Genomic DNA, 21,149 nt, shown 5'->3' on the forward strand with positions numbered 1-21,149 from the left:
TATCAGGACGCTTCATTAAATCTTTACAGTTATCAGTTATCAGTAAGCAGTTATCAGTTATCAGGAGCAGGAGGAGATAGGGAAGATGGGGAAGATGGGGAAATTGTGTAGGGGCGGGTTTCACTACTATCTTTTCGGTTACACCCAGATGTAACTAAACCCGCCCCGACTTGACCAATGACCAATAACCAATGACGAATGACAAATATTAAGTAAAGTAAAGATATAGCAGCAAAATCGGAGTTGTAATTTTATGGTGTTATTTGGATTTGGCGGATTTGGCAAAAAGCTCAGCCTGCCTAAACCCGAAGAAGCGTTACCGGGGCGGGAAGAACCCATGTCCGTTCCAGCCAACCACGATGTCAACGGCAATCCTCTCAAACCCCCTTACCCCGATGGTATGGAAATGGCAATGTTTGGCATAGGCTGTTTCTGGGGGGCTGAACGCATATTTTGGCAACAAGAGGGAGTGTTTGTTACGGCTGTGGGTTACGCAGGCGGAATAACGCCTAACCCCACCTATCAAGAAGTCTGTACCGGGATGACCGGTCACAATGAAGTCGTGCGCGTCGTATTTGACCCCAAGGTGATCAGTTATCAGCAATTGCTGAAAGTTTTCTGGGAGAGTCATAATCCCACCCAAGGGATGCGCCAAGGAAATGACACGGGTACTCAATATCGTTCGGGAATTTATACCTATTCCGATAGTCAAAAGAAACTCGCAGAAGCCTCACGAGACGCCTATCAAAAAGCGCTGAGTGAGGCGGGTCATGGAGAAATCACCACAGAAATTGTTGATGCTCCAGAGTTTTACTATGCAGAAGGCTATCACCAGCAATACTTAGCCAAGAATCCCAATGGCTATTGTGGGCTAGGAGGAACTAATGTGGCTTGTCCGACGCCCGTGGCTCTGTAGTGTTATAAATTCCAAATGACCTTGATTTGACCCCACCCTCACCCTCCCCTTACCAAGGGGAGGGAACTCGAATAGCTTTGGTTTTGTCCTTGGAGCCTTCTCGACTTCACCGATGGAACGCTTCACCTTCAGGCTAATTCCATCCTGGCGAACTCTAAGAAACCAACAGGAGAGATCGCTGGGCTTTTGGGACATATTTGGTGATAACCGCCATGTATTTTAGCGATTCTTGACAAAAAATTGGCACGCCATCTCAGAAAAGCCAGCGTGAGAGATCGCTGGATGACATGGAAAGTATCATGGTGCCGCTACTAGATTACACCATTGCGGGGATGACTGAAAATAGTAGCTTTACAGTTTGATACTTTCGCCGCAAAGGAAAAGCTGGATTTATTTTTTTCTGTGTTAACTTATGGGTATTTGCATCGAAGCCGCTTGAGTTCTCAGTTGCTGAATCATGACTCAACTCAATCCCCTGAAATCTAACCAATTTTGGTTATTGGGTATCGCCACGGGTTTAACCACACTGCATTTCACGTTAGTATCGAGAAGCAATAATAATAATCTATTCAGCGCCAGCCTCCTGTTTGGGTGCGTGGTTTTAGGGTTGCTGTGGATGAAGCGCGATAAAATAACCTGGCACAGCAGTCCATTATCCAGTAGTTTGGCAGGTTTGCTGATAGCTGGGATTCTGTTTAAAAGTACAAACGTAGTTGACGATGACGTTTTTCTGCCACTTTTCCCGTTGATGTCAGGATTGGCGTTAGCGTTACTAGCGTCTGGGTTTAAGGGATTAAAACAATACAATCAAGAATGGCTACTGCTGGGGTTTATTGCAGTTCCTTGGAGACAACTGGTTTATCCAGTTCTTAACTTATCCTTGTTAACCGCTAAGTTTGCCAGTGGTTTTCTCTGGCTATTGGGCTTTGAGGTTAAGCGTGAAGGGGTTATTGTTAGTTTACCTACGGGGAGTATTGAAGTTTACAATGGCTGTGCTGGTTTAAAGCTTATGGTTCAGCTTTTAGGCATTGCCTTGATTTTTTTAGTTCTTGTACCAACGGGATTAAAACAGAAGGTTTTACTACCCATTTTTGCCGTTTTTATCGGTTTTGTGATTAACGGGATGCGGGTGGCGCTGATGGCGGTACTTGTCGCCCTATCAGAGCAAGAGGCATTTGCTTACTGGCATTTGGGACAGGGTTCTTTACTATTTTCGCTGATTGCAGTATTGATTTTTGGTTTAGTCTGCCATAAGGTTGCAGGGGGGAAATATCCTTACTTTTTATGACATCTCTTCTATCGACGCACACTACTCTGCCCTCAAATTATTGGCTCCACGAGAGATTACTTTATGTCTTTTTAAGTGCGATCGCGCTTCTTATAATCGGTGGATAGTTGCATCCCTATTCCACGAGTCGTCTGTTTGGGATCAGGGACAATATGCATTAAACGGTTTTTTTGTCAAATCTGCCTCGAAATGAGTCTAGGCAATTAGGTTGTGCAATATAGTTGTAGTATTTCAGGTTTGCCGACACGAGAACGAAAAAAATAACGCATTCACTTGTAGGGGCGGGTTTAGGGACTCAATTAATGGGGAAACCGATAACTTATCAACGAAACCCGCCCTGATTAAATTGACAAAACAACGTCCTAATTCAATTTCTTGGGAGTCCCCTGGGGAATTTTCGGGCGCACGTCTTAACTGTATGAACTGGTACAGATTGCCAACAATGGCGAATTCGACAACAGAATATTCCCGATGATTAAATTGGCAAAACAACGTCCTAATTCAATTTCTTGGGATTCCCTTGGGGAATTTTCGGACGCACGTCTGTGCGCCCCTACGAACGGATTTTTATGATTACCTTCCTTAACGGCTTGATCCCAAAGACAACTATCAATAACAGCAGGGTAAAGAGATTGCCGATAATCTGATCCGGTTCCGGTACACTAGCGGTGTTTCCAGTCGATGGTGTATCTGTTCCTTGATTATCCATTCCTTCAGGTGTCTCAACGGGTACATCGACTTTTTTACCATCCTTGCTATCGACTCGGATTTCTTCGGTAACCGCTACAAATGAGGTATATTTGGACATTAAGCGATAATTGAGTGCTGTATCCGTCACCGCTTCAACTACCTCTGGGGTTTCACGACCATACATTTGATTCATTAACGCCTTAATCCGCGCCCGTCCCCACAGTTGCGCGATCGCACCATTCCCGCGTACCTCGTCAAAGTTCACATCTAAGCTGGTTTCGTAGGGTTGACCCCCTGCCACAATGCCGCTAATCTTGAGTTTGCCATTCGTGCGATCGCCTTTGCGTCCAAATACGACTAAGGGCTGGTTTGCAAATAAATCCCGTACCTTTTGGGGATAGAATTCCGGCGCGTTTCCTGTCCCCTCCCAACTGACTTGGATATTCGTCAAGACAGGATTATTAATCTCTTGGAAAAACTCCTTGGCGACACCCTCGGCTGATTCATTCGGGGGAACCACTTCGGCGGTTCCGCGCCCCAATTCCGCTAACCGTTCAATTAAAAAGCGATTCGTCGAAGATCCCACGCCAAAACTATACAAGCGATTTCCCGGCTTCAGGCGATCGCGAATTTCACCGATAATCTGTTCATCATCGCCAATTAACCCATCGGTTAATAATACAACACTCCGCAACCGTCCCGCAGGTGCAGCCGGGAAATTCAATACGGTGTCAATTCCATTCATTAACTCAGTTCCGCCATTGGCATTGAGGCGATTAATATAGTTGAGGGCTTTTTGTCGATTTTGAGGGGTATTCGCTAACGGTTTATCTGATAAATGGGTCGTACTATTAGCAAAATCAATAATCGTAAACGTATCCTGGGGATTCAATCCCTGGATAAACTGGCGCATCAATTCCTTGGATTGGACAATGGGGGAACCCGATTGTGATCCAGAGGTATCGACGAGGAATACTACATCCTTGGGGACAATTTCATTCTGTTGATACTCAATCGCCGGGATTAAATAGGTGGCGAAATGACCCCCTCGTTCATCAGCTTGGGTTAAGACAGTGGCTTGCGTATCTGCACCCGCCACTTGATAGCGTAAAATTAAGTCTTTATTCGGAATCGTCTCTTGATCTGCCAGTTCTACCCGTACCGTGGAACTCGTCTGTTGTGTCGTAACCGGATGAGAGGGCGATCGCACATTACTGATAGGTACACCTGCATCAATTTCCACCGTCACATCAATATCATGACTGGATCGTCCTGGCGGTGCAACTGGAGGATTCACCTGTGCCGCATAAGCCACGTTTGTAGTCAGTGCTTGGTTTGTAGTCAGCGCTTTAGCGCTGCTAGCACTAAAGTGCTTACTACCAACAGAGTTTGTCATCAGCGCTTTGTTTGTAGTCAGCGCTTTAGCGCTGCTAGCACTAAAGTGCTTACTACCAAAACTATTCCCAGCCTTATATCGCGGCGCTACCACCATCGGAAACGCAAACTCATAATCCCCGCCCTCAAATTTCAGGCTATCGGTATAGCGAATCGTCACCTGAATACTTTCCCCTGGTTTAATATTCGCCAACGACTGAGTAAACACATTTGCCCGTTCTTGTTCTAATAACCCCGCCGTTTTCCCCGCTTTTTTCGCTTTCTCATAAATTTGCTTGGCTTCCTGGCGTTTCTTAATCACGCCACGAATAATCCGATCATCCAGTTGAATTTCCATATCATCCACCGCCGCTTCATCAGGGAGGGGGAATTTATAGACGGCTTCTAAGGGATGATCAAAGGGATTGGTAAACGTTTGGGTAACTTCCACCCGCGACACATTCCCAGCAATTTTTGTGGCGACTTGGGTATGTTCTAAAGGGAATACCTGCTGTTGTCCATTAACTGTGGCGAAAAGTCCCCCAGTTTGACTCGGTGATGATGTCGGTGACTTCTCCTGAATCGGATTCGTAACCACTGGGTTACGGGTAGAAACCTGCTGGGTGACAGGTGATACCAGATACCGAATTCCCGCCCATCCCATAATCAATACCGTACTCGCCACCAACCATTGTTTTCTCTTGCTTCCACGCTGAGAAGGGTTTAAATCCTTTAATACCGCTTCCGCCGACTGATAGCGCCGTTTGGTCGCACGTTGCAGCAGAGTATTCAGAATCTTGGCTAAGGGTTTACTGATTGACCTGTTCCCGTTTAAATAATCCTGCCATACCCAAGCATCTTCATGACTATCCAATAAATCAAAGGGCGGTATTTGCGTCAGCAGGTGAATACAGGTAACGCCTAAACTGTATAAATCACTGGCAAAAACCGCTTTTCCGCGCACCTGTTCCGGGGCGGTATAAGCGGCTGAACCAATCACCGTTCCGGTGCGTTCCAGAATGGTTTCTGTAGCAAACTTAGCCGCACCAAAATCCACTAACACCAGATTCCCATAACCGAGACGACGAATAATATTTTCCGGTTTAATATCCCGGTGAATGACCTGATGACTATGGATAAATTGGAGAACAGGTAATAAATCGCGCAACAGCAGGCGGATTTTTAATTCACTGAAAGGTCCTTCGCTGGCGAGTTCAGTGGCTAGGTTTTGTCCATGGATAAATTCTTGAACTAAATACTGACGCTTGTCTTGGCTAAAATAATCCAATAATTGGGGAATTTGGGAATGATGTCCCAGAGTTTTTAAGCGTTGGGCTTCTTGTTCAAATAGTTCAGCCGCTTTCTCCTGATTCGTGGTGCTTGAGTGTTTTGGGAAAAACTGCTTAATCGCACAGTCGGGGTGATTGGGATTGGATTCATCCACACCGCGAAAGGTTCTACCAAAGCCACCTTGTCCTAGGGGATGAATTGCCCGATAGCGATCGGATAATAGTAACTCTGAACCGCAACTGTGACAACTGACAGCATCTCGCGGATTCTCTGGATGCTGACAATCGGGGTTAAGGCAATAGCACTGATAGGGATGAGAGGTAGTGCTGTTTTTAGGGTTAGCGGTAGTCATGGCATCCAGTTCCCAGTTCTCTAAGTCCTTGAGGTTATTCTAGCTGGTGAGAATGGAAAAAGGGGAATTGTAAATTACTGTTGCAATAATTAGAGTTGCTGCAATTTTTTTTTACAAAGGCTACCGTTGATCTAAGTCGTGGTGACATGTCTGTCCAGCCAAGACTGAAAACGACCCGATTATCAGGAGATTGTATGCCATTATATGCAGAATTACACCGTCATCTGGGGGGTTCAGTGGTTCCTCGGATTCTCTGGCGATATTTTCAACGCCAAACTGATCCGTTGACCCAGAAATTTGCTGACTATGACGACTTTGAGGAATTTTACACGCGATCGCGCAACACATTAGATGAGTATTTGGAACTGCACACCTTAGTCGAACATGTGCAAACGGTGCAAACGTTGCCCTATTTTATTTATCGCTTAATTCGCGGTGCGTATATCTTTGAGAATTTAGCCTATTTAGAACTGCGGTATACGCCTTATTTACGCACATCGGAACAATTAAGTCAATCGGAACGGATTGATCAGATGGCGCAGATTGTGGAGATTGTTGGACAAGCCAGTCAAGTCCAGGATTATCCGATGGTGACGAGTCAGATTCTCTGTATGCATGCGCGGCTTCCCTATGACGTGAATAAGGCAATTGTTGACCTTGCTGCCCAAAGGAAGGATTATGTTTGTGGGGTGGATTTGGCAGGAGGAGATGCCCATTATAGTGAACGGTTAGCCGAATTTGTCGGACTCTACCAGTATGCGCGATCGCTCGGTCTGAATACAACCGGTCATCTCTACGAAACCAGCGACGGTTGTTATCCGGAACTGTTACCCTATTTAATGCGGATTGGTCATGGAATTCATATTCCCTTAAAGTATCCAGAGTTGTTAAACGATGTCGCCCAGCGCCAGCAATGTTTAGAAGTCTGTCCCACGACCTACCTAAAAACCGGAACCTTGGAGGATATTCAGCAACTTAAAGTCGTCTTTGATTCCTGTTTCGAGGCGGGGGTTGACATTGCCATTTGTACCGATAACGCCGGATTAAATAATGTGCGGTTACCCTTTGAGTACGAAAACTTATTAACCCAAGATGTGATTGATTTTGAGCAAATGCAAGCCTGTCAAGATGCCGCCTTTCGTCACGCCTTTGCTTGGCCCCATCAACAGCATCCCGCCTCTCTCTTAACCGGATTACTAAAAAATCCCAGAGATGAGGTTGTCGCCGCCAATGGTACGCCCAGAACCAAAGATTAGGGGTAGAAAGGCTTAAACATGAAACACCTGTAGGAGTCGTGTAGAGGCGACCCGCTTGCATCAATTAACAACAGTAATTCACTCAATTTGATCGGGTCGCCCTCTCCTCCTGTTTAAGCGGATATCATATCAAAGAGTATTTCATAAGAGATTTTGCGCCATCCTCTTAAATCGGGGAGAATTTGTCTAATCGTATTTCCTTAATCAGCGTCATTTACAATTGTAAATTCATTGGACATACGTTCCGACAACGGCAATAATTCTGTTTTCAGTTGAACGGCTGGTCGAGAATCATTCACAATCTCGGCATGGTAAATTAATTGATCAGTACGAATGGCTGCGTCACCCCTCGTTTGAGATGTTGCTGAACAGCCTAGTGTTACAATAGCTAATGCCATACCCATCAATCTGACTCTCTGGTTTAACTTCATAAGATTTGCAGATACTTAAGATCAGGGTTGCTGACTTAATCCCTAAGCTAAAGTCTTTTATACAAAAGCTATATAGCTACAGATGAAAACGATGAGCCACTAGACTCATCCCTTTCGACAAAAGTTCCTCAAATCCTTACTGTTGCCTGTTCCTTCCTAATTTCAACCGTTAACTTTAATGAAAGTACGACTTATTCAGGGTTTAACGGGTGGATAACTATCTTTAACATGTCGCATCACTTCTTGATAAATTTCGCTACTTACGCGGCTACCCCGTCTAAAGTCTTCTAATTTGGCATTATCCAAATAGAATTCAATGGTGAATTTAATTAAGGTAAATCCCTCATATTGGGATGTTCCCTTCATCCTAATTTTCGGTTCTTGCCGTTGACTTCTAGCTTGTTTAAATCGCTCCCGCAACCATTTCACTAAATCCATGACATAATCATCGAGCCGCGTTTCTTCCCGATGAGGATTACTAATTTTCTGAAAAACTCGTTGAAATCGTCGTTTTAACAGTTCAATTTTTCGCTCCCATTCGTCAGGCAAAATATATTGATCTTCATCGCGTAAATCTGGATCTCTTAACCAAATGCGATACCATTCCCGCACCAAACCAATTAATGTGTCTTGTGATTCATTTTCTTCTAATTCAAAGATAATCCGTTTGTTCTGCCGTCTCTGCACAACTTCTAAACCCACTTGTTGAAGAACATCCTCATATTCTTGTTGGATCGTTTCAATTTCTTCAATATTTAGCCCGCCTTTTTCGGCAAATTGAATCGTTACCATCAGGGCTTCTAACGATTGCTCAATATCTTCGAGTTTAAGATTTACATCATTTTCCCGAATTAGACGCTGACGACCCACTTCTTTTTTATAGGCAAAATTAGTTTCTAAATTATCCACAACAAAGAAATCATCTATATGAGTTAGTTTTTTGTCAATATCTCCTAATGCATCTGGATGAGCAAAAACAATTTCCCACATTAGCTGCTGACTTTCTTCTAAATCACATTCAGGTGGTATTTCTATCGGCAATGCGTAGAAGTGATGGGGGATCGGGCGACTTAAATTGGTAATTAATTGACCTTGTAAAACGCTATTGGGGATATAGACTTCACTGCGATCATCAAATATATAAAGCTGAGTCACGCGCACACCAATCTTCCGCAGCATACCAATGGAGCCATTTTCTAACTCCAGGATGTCACCAAATTGAAATGGCGTATCAATCAATAGAACAATTCCACTAAAGAAGTTCGCTAAAATATCTTTAACCGCAAACCCGATAATAAACGTCGCCCCACCCAAAGTGACCCAAATCCCAGTTAAATCAACACCAAAGGATTGGAGAACAAAAGCACTAGCCAGCAGAAAAATCACAAACGGGACAACCCCTTCAAGGAGAGGCAGCAGCACGTTGTCCCACATCGCTTCTGTTTGTCGGGCGTAATCTTTGAGGTAGTAGACAAAAACTTGAATAAATAACTGGATCAACCAATAACTAATTGCCACAATAATGCCAGCAGTCAACAGGCGATCAAACCAGCCGATGGTATCCCCAGAATCAAGATCGGCAAAGGAAACCTTTAAACTGACCAGAATGAAAATGCTCAGGATGGGATAGGCGGAGACATTCAGGGTGACGAGGGCAATATCGCTCTCAAACTTCCGAAAAATGGAGCGTAGCCCATAAAATAAGAGGACATAGAGGAGACAGGCACCCAGGGCAGCGATCGCTAGCTTCCCCAAAACGAACCCCATGGTCTGTAAGGGAATGACAGTAAATGCAGTGAACAGAATCAGAGTGTTGATGTTCATGGTTGATTGCCACGTAGTTTGCTTGAAGACGAAGGAGTACCACGTAGCTTACTTCTCTCTTCGCAAGTACCATGAACATGATATGATGATTAGCCCAACTGGATGCCAGTTGGAGAAGCGACTACCGATGGGTTTGATGATCCCCCTTTCGGATAAGATGAGAAAATGCAAAGGAACCAAGTAACATAACTTGATAACGTTCTAGCAAGTCGGTTGAGGTATACAAGTAAATGAACCAAGAAATTTTCGATAGAGTCAAAAAAATAGTTGCGGAACAACTGGAAGTTGAACCCGGTGACGTAACCCCTCAAGCTAACTTTGCCAATGATCTCAACGCCGACTCCTTGGACGTGGTGGAATTGGTTATGGCTTTAGAGGAAGAGTTCGATATCGAGATTCCAGACGAAGCCGCCGAACAGATTGCCACAGTCCAAGCGGCTGTGGACTATATCAGCTCAAAAACAGAAGCGGCGGCTTAATCAGCGGTTGTCTTCTCGACCAAGTTCTGCGTTATCGGGCAGTTTCCCTGTTTTATTGGCATCATGACAAACATTGAACTCAAGCGCGTTGTTATTACAGGTTTGGGCGCGATCACTCCCATCGGCAATACCCTGACGGAGTATTGGGATGGACTTTTACGTGGGCGTAATGGGATTAGTACAATTACCCGGTTTGATCCCTCCCGCCATGCCTGTCGGATTGCTGGCGAAGTCAAGGGGTTTAATCCCCATGACTATATGGATCGCAAAGAAGCTAAGCGGATGGATCGCTTTGCCCAATTTGGAGTCGCGGCTAGCAAACAAGCGATCGCGGATGCGAAGTTTGTCATTAATGAACTGAACGCAGAACAGGTGGGTGTTGTCATTGGCACCGGGGTTGGTGGGATTAAAGTCATGGAAGACCAACAAGAGGTCTACTTGAATCGGGGTCCCGATCGCTGTAGTCCGTTTATGATTCCGATGATGATTGCCAATATGGCAGCCGGACTTACGGCAATTCATACCGGGGCAAAGGGACCGAATACCTGTACCGTCAGCGCCTGTGCCTCTGGCGCCCATGGGGTGGGGGATGCCTTTCGCTTGATTCAACGGGGGTATGCCCAGGCGATGATTTGTGGGGGAACGGAAGCTGCCGTCACTCCGTTATCTGTGGCGGGATTTGCTTCGGCAAAAGCCCTGTCTACCCGCAATGATGACCCCGAACATGCCTGTCGTCCCTTTGATCGCGATCGCGATGGCTTTGTCATGGGTGAAGGGGCAGGCATTTTAATCCTAGAAGAACTAGAACACGCCTTGAGTCGAGGGGCGCGGATTTATGCCGAAATGGTCGGGTATGGCATGACCTGTGATGCCTATCATATAACCTCACCCGTACCCGGTGGTGAAGGGGCAGTCCGGGCAATGCAGTTGGCACTCAAGGATGGGGGATTGCAGCCTGAAGATGTCAGCTATATTAATGCCCACGGGACGAGTACACCCGTTAATGATCCCACAGAAACCACTGCGATTAAAAAGGTTTTGGGCGATCATGCCTATAAAATTGCCGTCAGTTCCACCAAATCGATGACGGGTCATCTGTTAGGTGGTTCTGGGGGGATTGAATCGGTAGCTTCTGTCTTAGCGGTAGCCCATGATCAAATTCCGCCGACGATTAATCTAGAAAATCCTGATCCAGACTGTGATCTCGATTATGTCCCCAATCAAAGCCGCCAGCAAACCGTCGATGTGGCGCTATCTAATTCCTTTGGCTTTGGCGGTCATAATGTCACCTTAGTCTTCAAGAAGTACAAACCTTTGTAGAGACGTAGCATGCTACGTCTCTACATCCCCCATGCCGTGCCGTATTGCCCAACGTCCGCCCATGCCCAAATGGTTTAACACGGCAGGTCCGTGCAAAGCGGACATTCACTATATGCTCTCCCCCTTAGATCGGCTACCCCAGCTAGACCGATTAATTGAGCAGCAGGGCTACTTTGTCATCCATGCGCCCCGGCAAACAGGCAAAACCACCGCCATGCTAGCGCTGGCACAACAGCTTACCGCCAGTGGACGCTATACGGCGGTCATGGTATCCGCCGAAGTGGGCGCGGCTTTTCCCCATGACCCGGGAACAGCAGAACGGGCAATCCTGGATGCCTGGAAAGAGGATGCCACCTTTTGGCTACCCCCCGATCTCCATCCTGCGGATTGGACGCCCTCTGAGCCAGGGCGACAGATTGGGGCGGCGTTGAGCGCTTGGACGCAACAGTCCTCCCGTCCTCTGGTTGTGTTTATTGATGAAATTGATGCTCTGCAAGATGAAACCTTAATCGCCCTATTGCGCCAACTCAGAAATGGCTATCCGAAGCGACCAAAAGGGTTTCCCCACGCTCTGGCGCTAATTGGGGTGCGGGATGTGCGGGATTATAAAGTGGCATCTGGGGGGAGTAAGCGTCTGAACACCGCCAGCCCGTTCAATATTAAGGTGGAATCCCTGACGCTACGGAATTTTACCGCCACAGAAGTCGCCCAGCTCTATGGACAACACACGGCTGAAACGGGTCAAGTTTTTTCCCCCGAAGCGATACAACGGGCTTTTGAATTAACTCAAGGACAACCTTGGTTGGTGAATGCCCTCGCCCGACAACTTGTGGAAGTTGTTGTGCCTGATCCGCAACAGGTGATCACCGTTGATCATTTGGAACAAGCCAAGGAAATTTTGATTCAACGGCAAGATACCCATCTGGATAGTTTAGCCCACCTGTTGCAAGAAGACCGAGTACGGGTCATTTTGGAGCCGATTTTAGCCGGACAAGAATTGGGAGATATACCGAATGATGACCGACAGTTTTTGGTGGATTTAGGTTTAGTGGTGCGCCATCCGGCTGGAGGGTTGACCCCAGCGAATCCGATTTACCGGGAAGTTTTACCCAGAGTATTGGCAAGTGGACCCCAGGATAGTTTGCCGGTGATTCACCCCAATTGGCTAACCCGTGAGGGGAAACTGGATTCGGAGCAACTTCTGGAGGCGTTTCTCAGGTTTTGGCGTCAACATGGAGAACCCTTACTCAAAAGTGCGCCCTATCATGAGATTGCGCCCCATTTGGTGTTGATGGCATTTTTGCATCGGGTGGTGAATGGGGGAGGAACGCTAGAGCGCGAATATGCTATTGGTAGTGATCGGATGGATCTGTGTTTGCGTTATGGGGAGATCACGTTGGCGATGGAGTTGAAGGTGTGGCGTGAGGGACGCCCAGACCCGATTAAAGCGGGATTGGAGCAGATTGATCGCTATTTGGCGGGGTTAGGACTTGATACAGGATGGCTGGTGATTTTTGACCAACGTCTGGGATTACCGCCCATTGCCCAGCGTACCACCACAGCATCAGCAATTACTCCAGGCGATCGCGCCGTTGTAGTGATTCGGGGATGAGTCAGTCGAAACGTTGCGAAAAAAAATATTGTGCGATCGCATCCTTTTTGACTTCATCGGCACTATCTCAGCCGACCCAACACCCCAATCGCCAAATTTTAGCCAAGCTTATACCAAGCCGTCTTGATCATCGATCCCCCTAATGGGATGATAAGTGTATCCTTGGGGAAAGAGTAACCCTCGCTTTACGGAAAAAATTTTGCGTTAAACCCTAGTTTCCTGGAGTCATTAGATAACACCTATGGTCGTTGCAACCCAATCTCTCGAAGAACTTTGTATTAATTCCATCCGCTTTCTGGCGATAGACGCCGTAGAGAAAGCCAATTCCGGTCACCCCGGATTGCCAATGGGCGCAGCACCGATGGCGTTTGTGCTGTGGGATCGGCTGATGCGGTACAACCCGAAAAATCCTAACTGGTTAAACCGCGATCGCTTTGTTTTGTCGGCGGGTCATGGCTGTATGTTACAGTATGCCTTGCTCTATCTGACCGGCTATGATGACATCACCCTTGATGATCTCAAGCAGTTCCGTCAGTGGGAATCCAAAACTCCCGGTCACCCAGAAAACTTCATGACTCAAGGGGTAGAAGTCACCACCGGACCTTTAGGACAAGGGATCGCCAATGGTGTGGGGTTAGCGATCGCAGAGGCACATTTAGCCGCCCAATTTAATAAACCCGATTGCCAAATTATCGACCACTACACCTATGTCGTTTTAGGTGATGGTTGCAATATGGAAGGTGTATCTGGAGAAGCCTGTTCTGTCGCTGGACATCTGGGATTGGGCAAACTGATTGCCCTCTACGATGATAACCATATCTCCATTGATGGTTCCACCGACCTTGCCTTTACCGAAGATGTAGGCAAGCGCTTTGAGGCTTATGGTTGGCATGTCCAGCATGTTCCCGATGGTAACACCAACTTGGACGCGATTCACAAAGCAATTGAAGCGGCTAAAGCGGTTACCGATAAGCCCTCCTTAATTAAAGTCACCACCACCATTGGTTTCGGTTCCCCCAATAAAGCCAATACCCACGGTGTCCATGGTGCGGCTTTAGGTTCAGACGAAGTGAAAGCCACTCGTGAACATCTGGATTGGAAGTATCCAGAATTCGAGGTACCCGAAGACGCCCTGAAACATTTCCGCAAGGCAGTTGATCGCGGTGCTGAGTACGAAGAAGAGTGGAACAAACTCTTCACCCGTTACAAAGCCGAATACGCAGAAGAAGCTGCCGTATTGGAACGGATGGCCAGCGGCAAGTTGCCCGAAAACTGGGAGAAAGCCCTACCCGCCTACACCCCCCAGGATAAGAAAGATGCCACTCGGAATCAATCGGGTGCAACCCTCAACGCCATGGCTGGGGTACTACCAGAACTCATTGGCGGTTCGGCTGACTTAGCCCCGTCCAACAAAACCTTACTCAAATCCTCCAAGGATTTCCAAAAAGGTGCGTATGAAAATCGCAACCTTCGCTTTGGGGTTCGCGAACATGGTATGGGAGCGATTTGTAATGGGATTGCCCTGCATAAGTCTGGGTTAATTCCTTACGGTGCCACGTTCTTAGTCTTCACCGACTACATGCGGGCATCAATTCGTCTGTCTGCCCTATCCCACGCTGGGGTAATCTGGGTGATGACCCATGACTCCGTGGCATTAGGAGAAGATGGTCCGACACACCAACCGATTGAGCATATTCCTACCCTGCGAGCGATTCCCGACTTAATCGTGATTCGTCCGGCGGATGGCAATGAAACCTCTGGTGCTTATAAGGTAGCGGTTGAGAAGGCAAAACCTGCCCAGGGTTTAGCAACACCCAGTCTATTAGCACTGTCTCGCCAAGGGCTACCTAACTTAGAGGGAAGTTCAATTGATGCTGTCGCCCAAGGGGCTTACATCCTATCTGATAGCGATGGCACACCCGATATCATCTTAATTGGTACAGGTTCGGAAGTTCACATCTGTGTTGATGCAGCGGAAAAACTCCGGGCTGCAGGCAAGAAAGTCCGCGTGGTGTCCATGCCAAGCTGTGAACTGTTTGAAGAACAGGATGAAAGCTATCGCGAATCGGTATTACCCAAAGCTGTAACCAAGCGGCTAGTGGTGGAAGCGGGTTCTAGTTTTGGCTGGTATCGCTATGCTGGCGCTGAAGGTGACACGATTAGTATTGATCGCTTTGGCGCATCGGCTCCCGGTGACGTTGCTTTAGAAAAGTTTGGCTACACGGTGGATAACATTGTGGCTAAGGCTAAGGCGCTTTAGGGATAATTATCTCGCAGTAGTCACTCTACTGTAATCAAAAAGGCTCTCTGTTTCTAGGGAGCCTTTTTCAGCGATAGCTTCAGCAAAGAAAGTTATCAAATTTGGTACTTATGTACTATTCTAGGATACTATAGTGCAGTACAACCCCTTATACTGAGAGAGGCTATGAAAGCAGAGCTTCTCAAGAGACTTTTTAGAGCGATCGCGAGTATGCGGCAAGAGATAGACTCGCTCATTATGGACTACGTTATCGGCAAAAAATTCTCCTCTATGGTTTCCCCGGTTGCGGAAAGACGCTGGGAGCTGAACGTTTAGCCTGGAACACAGGTTTACCTCTGCTGAAGGTTCGCTTTGATGCCATGGTATCGTCTTTTTTGGGAGAAACTGCCAGTAATTTGAGGCTGGTATTTGATAAGGCGTCAGAAGAGCCATGTTTGCTGTTTCTTGATGAATGTGACTCTATCGCTAAATCACGACAGGATACTCAAGAAGTAGGAGAAATAAAGCGAGTTGTAAATACATTTCTACAAATCCTAGATGAGTACGAACCCTCTTCTGGTCTTTTAGTCGCGGCTACTAATCTGAACAAGTCTTTAGATACAGCACTTTGGAGACGATTTGATGACTTAATTGAAGTACCCCTACCCGGAGAACAGGAGCTAGAATTTATATTAAAGCAAACGTTGTCTGCTATTGAAGTTGGCTCAATTAACTGGTTTGAGATCATTAAGCAGATGAAGGATTTCTCTGCGGCTCAAGCTGTGAGAGTAGCACAAGATGCGGCGAAACGAGCGATTCTCGATCGAGAGGGTTTAGTAATTCATGAACACCTGGAAGAAGCAATCAAAGAAATCAAGATTTATTAGAAAGAACTATGAGCTTGTTTGGAGAACTAAATGGTTGATTTTCCTCATATCCCGCTTAGATTGACCAGGGCAGGAACTGCTGCATTTACCTTTGGAGGGAGAAAACCAAATCCTCGAACCACTACAAACCTCAGTGATCGCTGGGGACATGGAAATAGACTCAAGAACTCAACAGTATCTATCGTCTCGGCGTGGCAAGATATTCAACAGAAGCGGGAGGAAGAGGAAAAACCTCCACTCCCTGATGCTCAACGGATTATTTTACAGATTGACCCTGATGCTTTTGATCCAGATGATTTGAAATTGCAGCTTATCTTGCGGCTGAATTTCCCAATGAGAGTTGTCTTCTGTACCGGGCGCTAATCGTGCAGTCAGCAAGATGGCTAGAGTGGGCAATGGCAGATAATGTAGATAAGCTACAAGTTATTCGTCAAATTGGTTATGGTCTTCCTAATTTTGACCGCGCTTTGAACAATTCACAGAATCGCATCACTTTGATTACGCGAGGAGAAAAGCATATTAAAGCTCGACAAGCTCATGTTTATCAAGTGAAATTACCTGATACACTACGTTCTCAAGGGGAAGAACTAGACATTTTACTGGAAGTCACCTTATCCTACAAAGCTCAACCTCGTCGAACGCGGCAAAATCGCAGAAGATATCTCTCAACTTGGGTTGACTGGGAGTGTAGTAAAAGAGGGGAAGATCCAGATAGTTTCCTGGCAAGAGTTTTGAAAGAGTATGATGCTCCAGATGATGCAGACAAGGGAGATAAAATTTTTAGTTGGACTCTAGGAAAACAAAAAAATCATGGAAGAACTCAGGGGATATCTAGAAGTGCAGGAACTCTTCAGAAAGATTGGGCTATGGTCAAATCTTATAATCTTAGAGACGCTTTCTGTATAGCAGTAGTTGGACATGAAGGCTGGAATAATGATCCAGATGCTAACGCTCCGTACTCTCTAGTTGTAAGTTTTGAAGCTGTAGAATCTAATATTCCGATTTATGCTGCACTCGTCGAAGCTCAAGTAGAACCAGAGATTGAGCTACAGACGGAAATTCAAGTAACGAGCAACCAGTGACGCGATTGCGCCTTGGACACTCAGCCGGATATAGAGTACCCTAAACTAAACGCCGTGGGCGATTTGACTTGAACCCAACTCCATACCCTCTCATCCCCATGTCACAGGAATTCCGCCAAATTGTCCCCACCCCTCCACCTGCTGCAGATATTTTTGCCACCTACCAACTCGCTCAAGAGTTCCACCGAGAAACGCAGTATCGTCAAGAATTTGAGTCCTACTGCCAATGGTACCGCCAAACCGCCAAACGCCACCAACAGGAACTCCAAAAAATGCAAGGCGACATCAACCTGTTTAGGTGGTTCTGTCGCCGCTAATCTGAAGTCCCCCCGTGCGGATGTACTACACCCAGCGTCAAGCCTTATTCCGTAGTGGTTTGAGCGCTCAACTCCCGCAGAAATCGTACATAAGTAGCCCTTGCCATTCCGTAATGATAGCAATTCCCCTGCTCATAATTCAATATATTCAATCGTTGGCGAATTCTGCTTTCTCCCCGTGAGCAAATAACAATTCATTTGCCCCTTCCCTTTGACTTGAATCAAACCGCGATCGTCAAAATAATAACGATGCTTGAGGCGCTTATATGTGTCTTCCGTTACCTGAATACTCCCCGGTAAGCCGTGGGATTCCATACGACTGGCAATATTTACTGTATCTCCCCACAAATCATAAATAAACTTTTTAATCCCAATAATTCCTGCAATCACCGGTCCAGTATGAATGCCAATACGAATAGTAAAGGATTTCCCGGTTTCTTGACAAAATTGCTCAATTACCCGTTGCATATCCAACGCCATATCCGCGATCGCTTCGGTGTGGTTGAGCATCGGCATTGGTAGCCCGCCAACCACCATATAGGCATCACCAATCGTTTTAATCTTTTCTAAATGGTGTTCCTCAACCAGTTGGTCAAACTCCGAGAAAATCACATTCAAAATCTCAACCAACTCAATCGGCGAAGTGTGAGACGCCAACTCCGTAAACCCGACAATATCGGCAAAGAGTACCGTCACCTCATTAAAGTGATCCGCGATCGTCCGCTCTTCTCGCTTCAGACGATGGGCAATGGGTGCTGGCAAAACATTCAGTAGTAAGTGTTCGGATTTTGCAGTTTCCCGATCCAATGTTCTTAAGGCAGAAGCAAACTGTCTGGCAATAATTACTGCCGCAATTAATGCCACCAACACAGCCGCCACTAATAATATCGTCGCCGTATAACTGGTGTCATTAATCGTTCGACGCGCTCGATCCGCCTCCGCATCTGCCAAGTCGATTAATTTATCTGCTAATCTCTGTGCCTGTTGATCAAAATTGCGAATTTTGTCCTGAATTTCCTGATCCAGTTTAACGATCTCTTCGGCAACCGATTGATAAGCATCGAGATATCTTAATGCCTGTCTCCGTTCGGTATCATTAAATTTAGCACTAGCGTTAATTTGCTCACGTAACTGTTGCGCTGTTTTAGTCAGCAACTCCATTCTGGCAGGTTCACGAGTAGATAAATATTCCTTTTCATAGGACTGCATTTGATTAACTAATACCAGAAACTCTTGAGCCTCGGCGAGTTCCAAGCGCTTCCGCAATCGGGTTAAATTTTGTTCCAGTTGTTCGAGGACACCAACATTATCAAGTCCCAAATTACTCACCAAACCCACCGTTTCCTGGAAACTGCGAGAATATTGCTCAACAATTTCCACATACTCCACCAAATCCGGATTACTCTGCCGTTTAAATATCCCCCCCTGAACCTGAGCCAGAAGCTCTTGCAGTTGGCTACTAATATCGATAACTTTTTCAATCTCTTGACGGTGTTTGTCGCGAAAATCATTCAGATTGGTACTGGAAAAATTAATGCTGGGCCACCGTAAAAAGAAATCAATTTCTACGCGACGGGCATTGCGTAATGCTGCATCCATTTCAAACCCGCGCCGTTGCACCTCAATACTGGTCAGAAGCACCGCTTTGGTCTCATTACGCATTTGTCGCAGAGAGACAAAGCCTGTCATTGACACAATACCAATCAACAACAGCAGCGCAATAAATGCCAACGCAAACTTGGTAGTGATGCTAAGTTTGCGCCCACTTCCAGTCAGGCGCTTCCATATCTTCATAATCCTTTCTTATTTAGTCCTTCGTCATTTGTCCTTAGTCCTAAAGCACCTTTCAATAACCAATAACTATGACCCAGCCATCAAGTTTTGACCCTTCACGACCTTCGGGAAACCTGTTTTGTAGGGGCGGGTTTAGGGATTTTCTTTTTGCGATTGATGGTAACGTTTGTGCAGAACCCGCCCTGATTAAATTTTGCATTATCTCCCCCATCTGACACACCCTCCTGTACCAAGTTAGATTAATAATCCCCCCCAGAACCATAGCGCCATGCATCTAGCCAACGGTGGTAATAGTATTGGGGAGTCGGGGGTAATTGGTTTACGGGTTTGCTCATAAATTGTCCTAATGGATATAAGCCACTGTAGACACCCAGATTTATGTAATGCACCATCCAATCTAACAGGGTGGTTAACCCAACTTGGGGAATCACAGGCGTCACCAGTCCCGGTTTAGTTAGGGAAATCAGTGTTAGAGTTTGGAATAATCCAGAAAACTGCACCACATCTTGCAGGAAGGGGCGCAGTACGTCATCCCCCAACTGTGCCATTGTTTGAAAAACACCACTCAGCAACTCATTGATTTGATTGGGGGGGAGATTTTGCTCAACGCCCACACTCATCGCCCGTTGAAACATCCAGGTAACGGCAATATTTGGCTGATAGGGTTGCAGCAGGTTCAAGGCGTCTTGGGTCAAAACGTCACAGCTAAGGGCTTCCTCAATGCCTTCTGTCAAACGTTTAAGGTGACGCACCATGGAACCAAATCCGCCAAAACTGACGGGGGATTGAGCGCCACTGCTATCACCCACAGGCAAAATTCGATTCCAGGGCATTCTGATGGGACTGTCTTTGTAGGATGGGAAAAAGCCAAATAACACTCGTTTAAAATCAAGTTGGGAGAGTTCTACCCCCTGATAGTCAGGCAATAGCCGGAAGTATTCCTCCATAAAAAACCCCAAACTGGGGCGTTGGGGATGGGCGTCGAGATAGCTGAATAAATAGGTGGTTCTGCCATCTCGGGCGGGAAAGGCTTCCCAAAAGTATTGACAATGATTCTGAATGGGTGTAAAAGAGACAATTAAATCCCCCGTATCATTCTGGGTAAAGCCTTGAGCGCAACTACCCACAACCAGACAAACCCCTTCCGGTTTTTCCCCCTGTCGCACTTGTTTAACAATGGGAGAGAAGTTACCCATTGCATCAATCAGTAACCGGGTGTTTAACCCCCCCGCCGCCTCAACTCGTACCCCATCCGGATGAATCACCGCCCCCTCAAAGGCTGTTTTTTCTAAAAGTTGACCCCCAGCCTCGAGAAACTTGGACTTGAGGGTATCCAGGAGGAAAACCGGGTCAACGCCAATATTCAGGACATCCCGCACCCAGACATCCTCTCCCCCCAAAAAACTAACCCGACCTGGGTTATACTCAGATGCGATCGCGTCCTCTAATTCTTCAGGGGATAACAGGTCAAGTTCCAGGAATACATCAAGTTCTGGGCGGGAAATATTCCACTCTTGATCCCTCCCCCGCAAAATCCCCCGTTCTAATACGGCGACGCGCCAGCCTCGCCTTTGCAACGCAGCGCCCAGGAAAATGCCTAAGGTACCACCACAGATAATGATATCCCAATCGACGGTTCCCAAGGGTTCTTTCGATTCCTTAACCACCTGGGGAATCGGCGTAGTATCGTCTCGCAATGCTTGCCAGAATTGGTCAGCCTTCCGCAAGCCTCCCAAGACATCTCCCGGTAACTGGGAAAGAATTTGTTCAGTTTGATTCATGACTCTCTCTCTTGGCACAGATGCTCCCTCTACATCCTAATCTGCGAGGGGTTAAAGATAGAAGGCTCCAGGGCAGGAGGCAGATGGCACAAGGCAAGGAACAAGGCAATAATATAACGGTTCAATAAAACATGACTTAGGCAGAATGACACCGACTTAAGCTGGGTTCGTAGTAGGCACTTGAGTGCCATCAGCGCTTTAGCGCTGACTACAAACT

15 protein-coding genes and 1 pseudogene are annotated in these 21,149 nt (G+C 46.5%); 11 read left to right on the forward strand and 5 right to left on the reverse strand.

All coding sequences use genetic code 11. The annotated features are described in order from the left end of the window. Positions 1-253 precede the first annotated feature (253 nt). On the forward strand, positions 254-916 hold the full coding sequence (gene msrA / locus RIB93_RS21755) for a peptide-methionine (S)-S-oxide reductase MsrA (RefSeq protein ID WP_446375538.1): 663 nt from the start codon (positions 254-256) through the stop codon (positions 914-916). Positions 917-1,373: 457 nt separating this feature from the next. Further along, a complete protein-coding gene (crtA, locus tag RIB93_RS21760; RefSeq protein ID WP_446375540.1) occupies positions 1,374-2,204 on the forward strand; it encodes a cyanoexosortase A in 831 nt (276 codons plus the stop codon). Positions 2,205-2,757: 553 nt separating this feature from the next. Here the strand turns inward: crtA and RIB93_RS21765 are convergent. After that, entirely contained in the window at positions 2,758-5,910 is a 3,153-nt protein-coding gene (locus RIB93_RS21765; protein WP_446375543.1) for a protein kinase domain-containing protein, read from the reverse strand. 194 nt (positions 5,911-6,104) lie between these two features. On the opposite strand from RIB93_RS21765, the gene RIB93_RS21770 reads away from it, so the two are divergent. Beyond that, on the forward strand, positions 6,105-7,166 hold the full coding sequence (locus RIB93_RS21770) for an adenosine deaminase (RefSeq protein WP_446375545.1): 1,062 nt from the start codon (positions 6,105-6,107) through the stop codon (positions 7,164-7,166). Between the two features lie 200 nt (positions 7,167-7,366). Here the strand turns inward: RIB93_RS21770 and RIB93_RS21775 are convergent, their stop codons facing one another. Together RIB93_RS21775 and RIB93_RS21780 are read right to left on the reverse strand one after the other, a co-directional pair. Then, positions 7,367-7,564, reverse strand: coding sequence for a hypothetical protein (locus tag RIB93_RS21775; RefSeq protein ID WP_446375547.1), 198 nt, complete (start codon positions 7,562-7,564; stop codon positions 7,367-7,369). 228 nt (positions 7,565-7,792) lie between these two features. After that, positions 7,793-9,421, reverse strand: a complete 1,629-nt coding sequence (locus RIB93_RS21780) for a mechanosensitive ion channel family protein (protein ID WP_446375549.1) — start codon at positions 9,419-9,421, stop codon at positions 7,793-7,795. A 230-nt stretch (positions 9,422-9,651) separates the two neighbouring features. Here RIB93_RS21780 and acpP point away from each other — a divergent pair, with 230 nt between their 5' ends. From acpP to RIB93_RS21820, 8 genes and pseudogenes are all read left to right on the forward strand, one after another. Further along, entirely contained in the window at positions 9,652-9,900 is a 249-nt protein-coding gene (acpP, locus tag RIB93_RS21785; protein WP_006101784.1) for an acyl carrier protein, read from the forward strand. A 63-nt stretch (positions 9,901-9,963) separates the two neighbouring features. Next, positions 9,964-11,220 carry a beta-ketoacyl-ACP synthase II gene (gene fabF / locus RIB93_RS21790; RefSeq protein WP_446375551.1) on the forward strand — a complete coding sequence of 419 codons (1,257 nt, stop codon included), beginning with the start codon at positions 9,964-9,966 and terminating at the stop codon, positions 11,218-11,220. Positions 11,221-11,281: 61 nt separating this feature from the next. Next, positions 11,282-12,832 carry an AAA family ATPase gene (locus tag RIB93_RS21795; RefSeq protein ID WP_446375617.1) on the forward strand — a complete coding sequence of 517 codons (1,551 nt, stop codon included), beginning with the start codon at positions 11,282-11,284 and terminating at the stop codon, positions 12,830-12,832. Positions 12,833-13,073: 241 nt separating this feature from the next. Next, a complete protein-coding gene (gene tkt / locus RIB93_RS21800) occupies positions 13,074-15,092 on the forward strand; it encodes a transketolase (protein ID WP_446375553.1) in 2,019 nt (672 codons plus the stop codon). 200 nt (positions 15,093-15,292) lie between these two features. Further along, a pseudogene (locus tag RIB93_RS21805) lies at positions 15,293-15,958 on the forward strand (ATP-binding protein); the annotation flags it as partial. Between the two features lie 30 nt (positions 15,959-15,988). Then, complete coding sequence (locus RIB93_RS21810; RefSeq protein ID WP_446375555.1) at positions 15,989-16,321, forward strand: hypothetical protein; 333 nt, start codon at positions 15,989-15,991, stop codon at positions 16,319-16,321. A gap of 32 nt (positions 16,322-16,353) precedes the next feature. After that, entirely contained in the window at positions 16,354-17,040 is a 687-nt protein-coding gene (locus tag RIB93_RS21815; RefSeq protein WP_446375557.1) for a hypothetical protein, read from the forward strand. Between the two features lie 98 nt (positions 17,041-17,138). Beyond that, complete coding sequence (locus RIB93_RS21820) at positions 17,139-17,357, forward strand: hypothetical protein (RefSeq protein WP_446375619.1); 219 nt, start codon at positions 17,139-17,141, stop codon at positions 17,355-17,357. A 132-nt stretch (positions 17,358-17,489) separates the two neighbouring features. On the opposite strand, the gene RIB93_RS21825 is transcribed toward RIB93_RS21820, so the two are convergent. Then, complete coding sequence (locus RIB93_RS21825; protein ID WP_446375559.1) at positions 17,490-19,151, reverse strand: adenylate/guanylate cyclase domain-containing protein; 1,662 nt, start codon at positions 19,149-19,151, stop codon at positions 17,490-17,492. A 239-nt stretch (positions 19,152-19,390) separates the two neighbouring features. Further along, entirely contained in the window at positions 19,391-20,932 is a 1,542-nt protein-coding gene (locus tag RIB93_RS21830; RefSeq protein WP_446375561.1) for an FAD-dependent oxidoreductase, read from the reverse strand. Between the last annotated feature and the right edge of the window lie 217 nt (positions 20,933-21,149).

Source organism: Coleofasciculus sp. D1-CHI-01 (genome assembly GCF_040218875.1).
Classification (GTDB): Bacteria; Cyanobacteriota; Cyanobacteriia; order Cyanobacteriales; family Coleofasciculaceae; genus Coleofasciculus.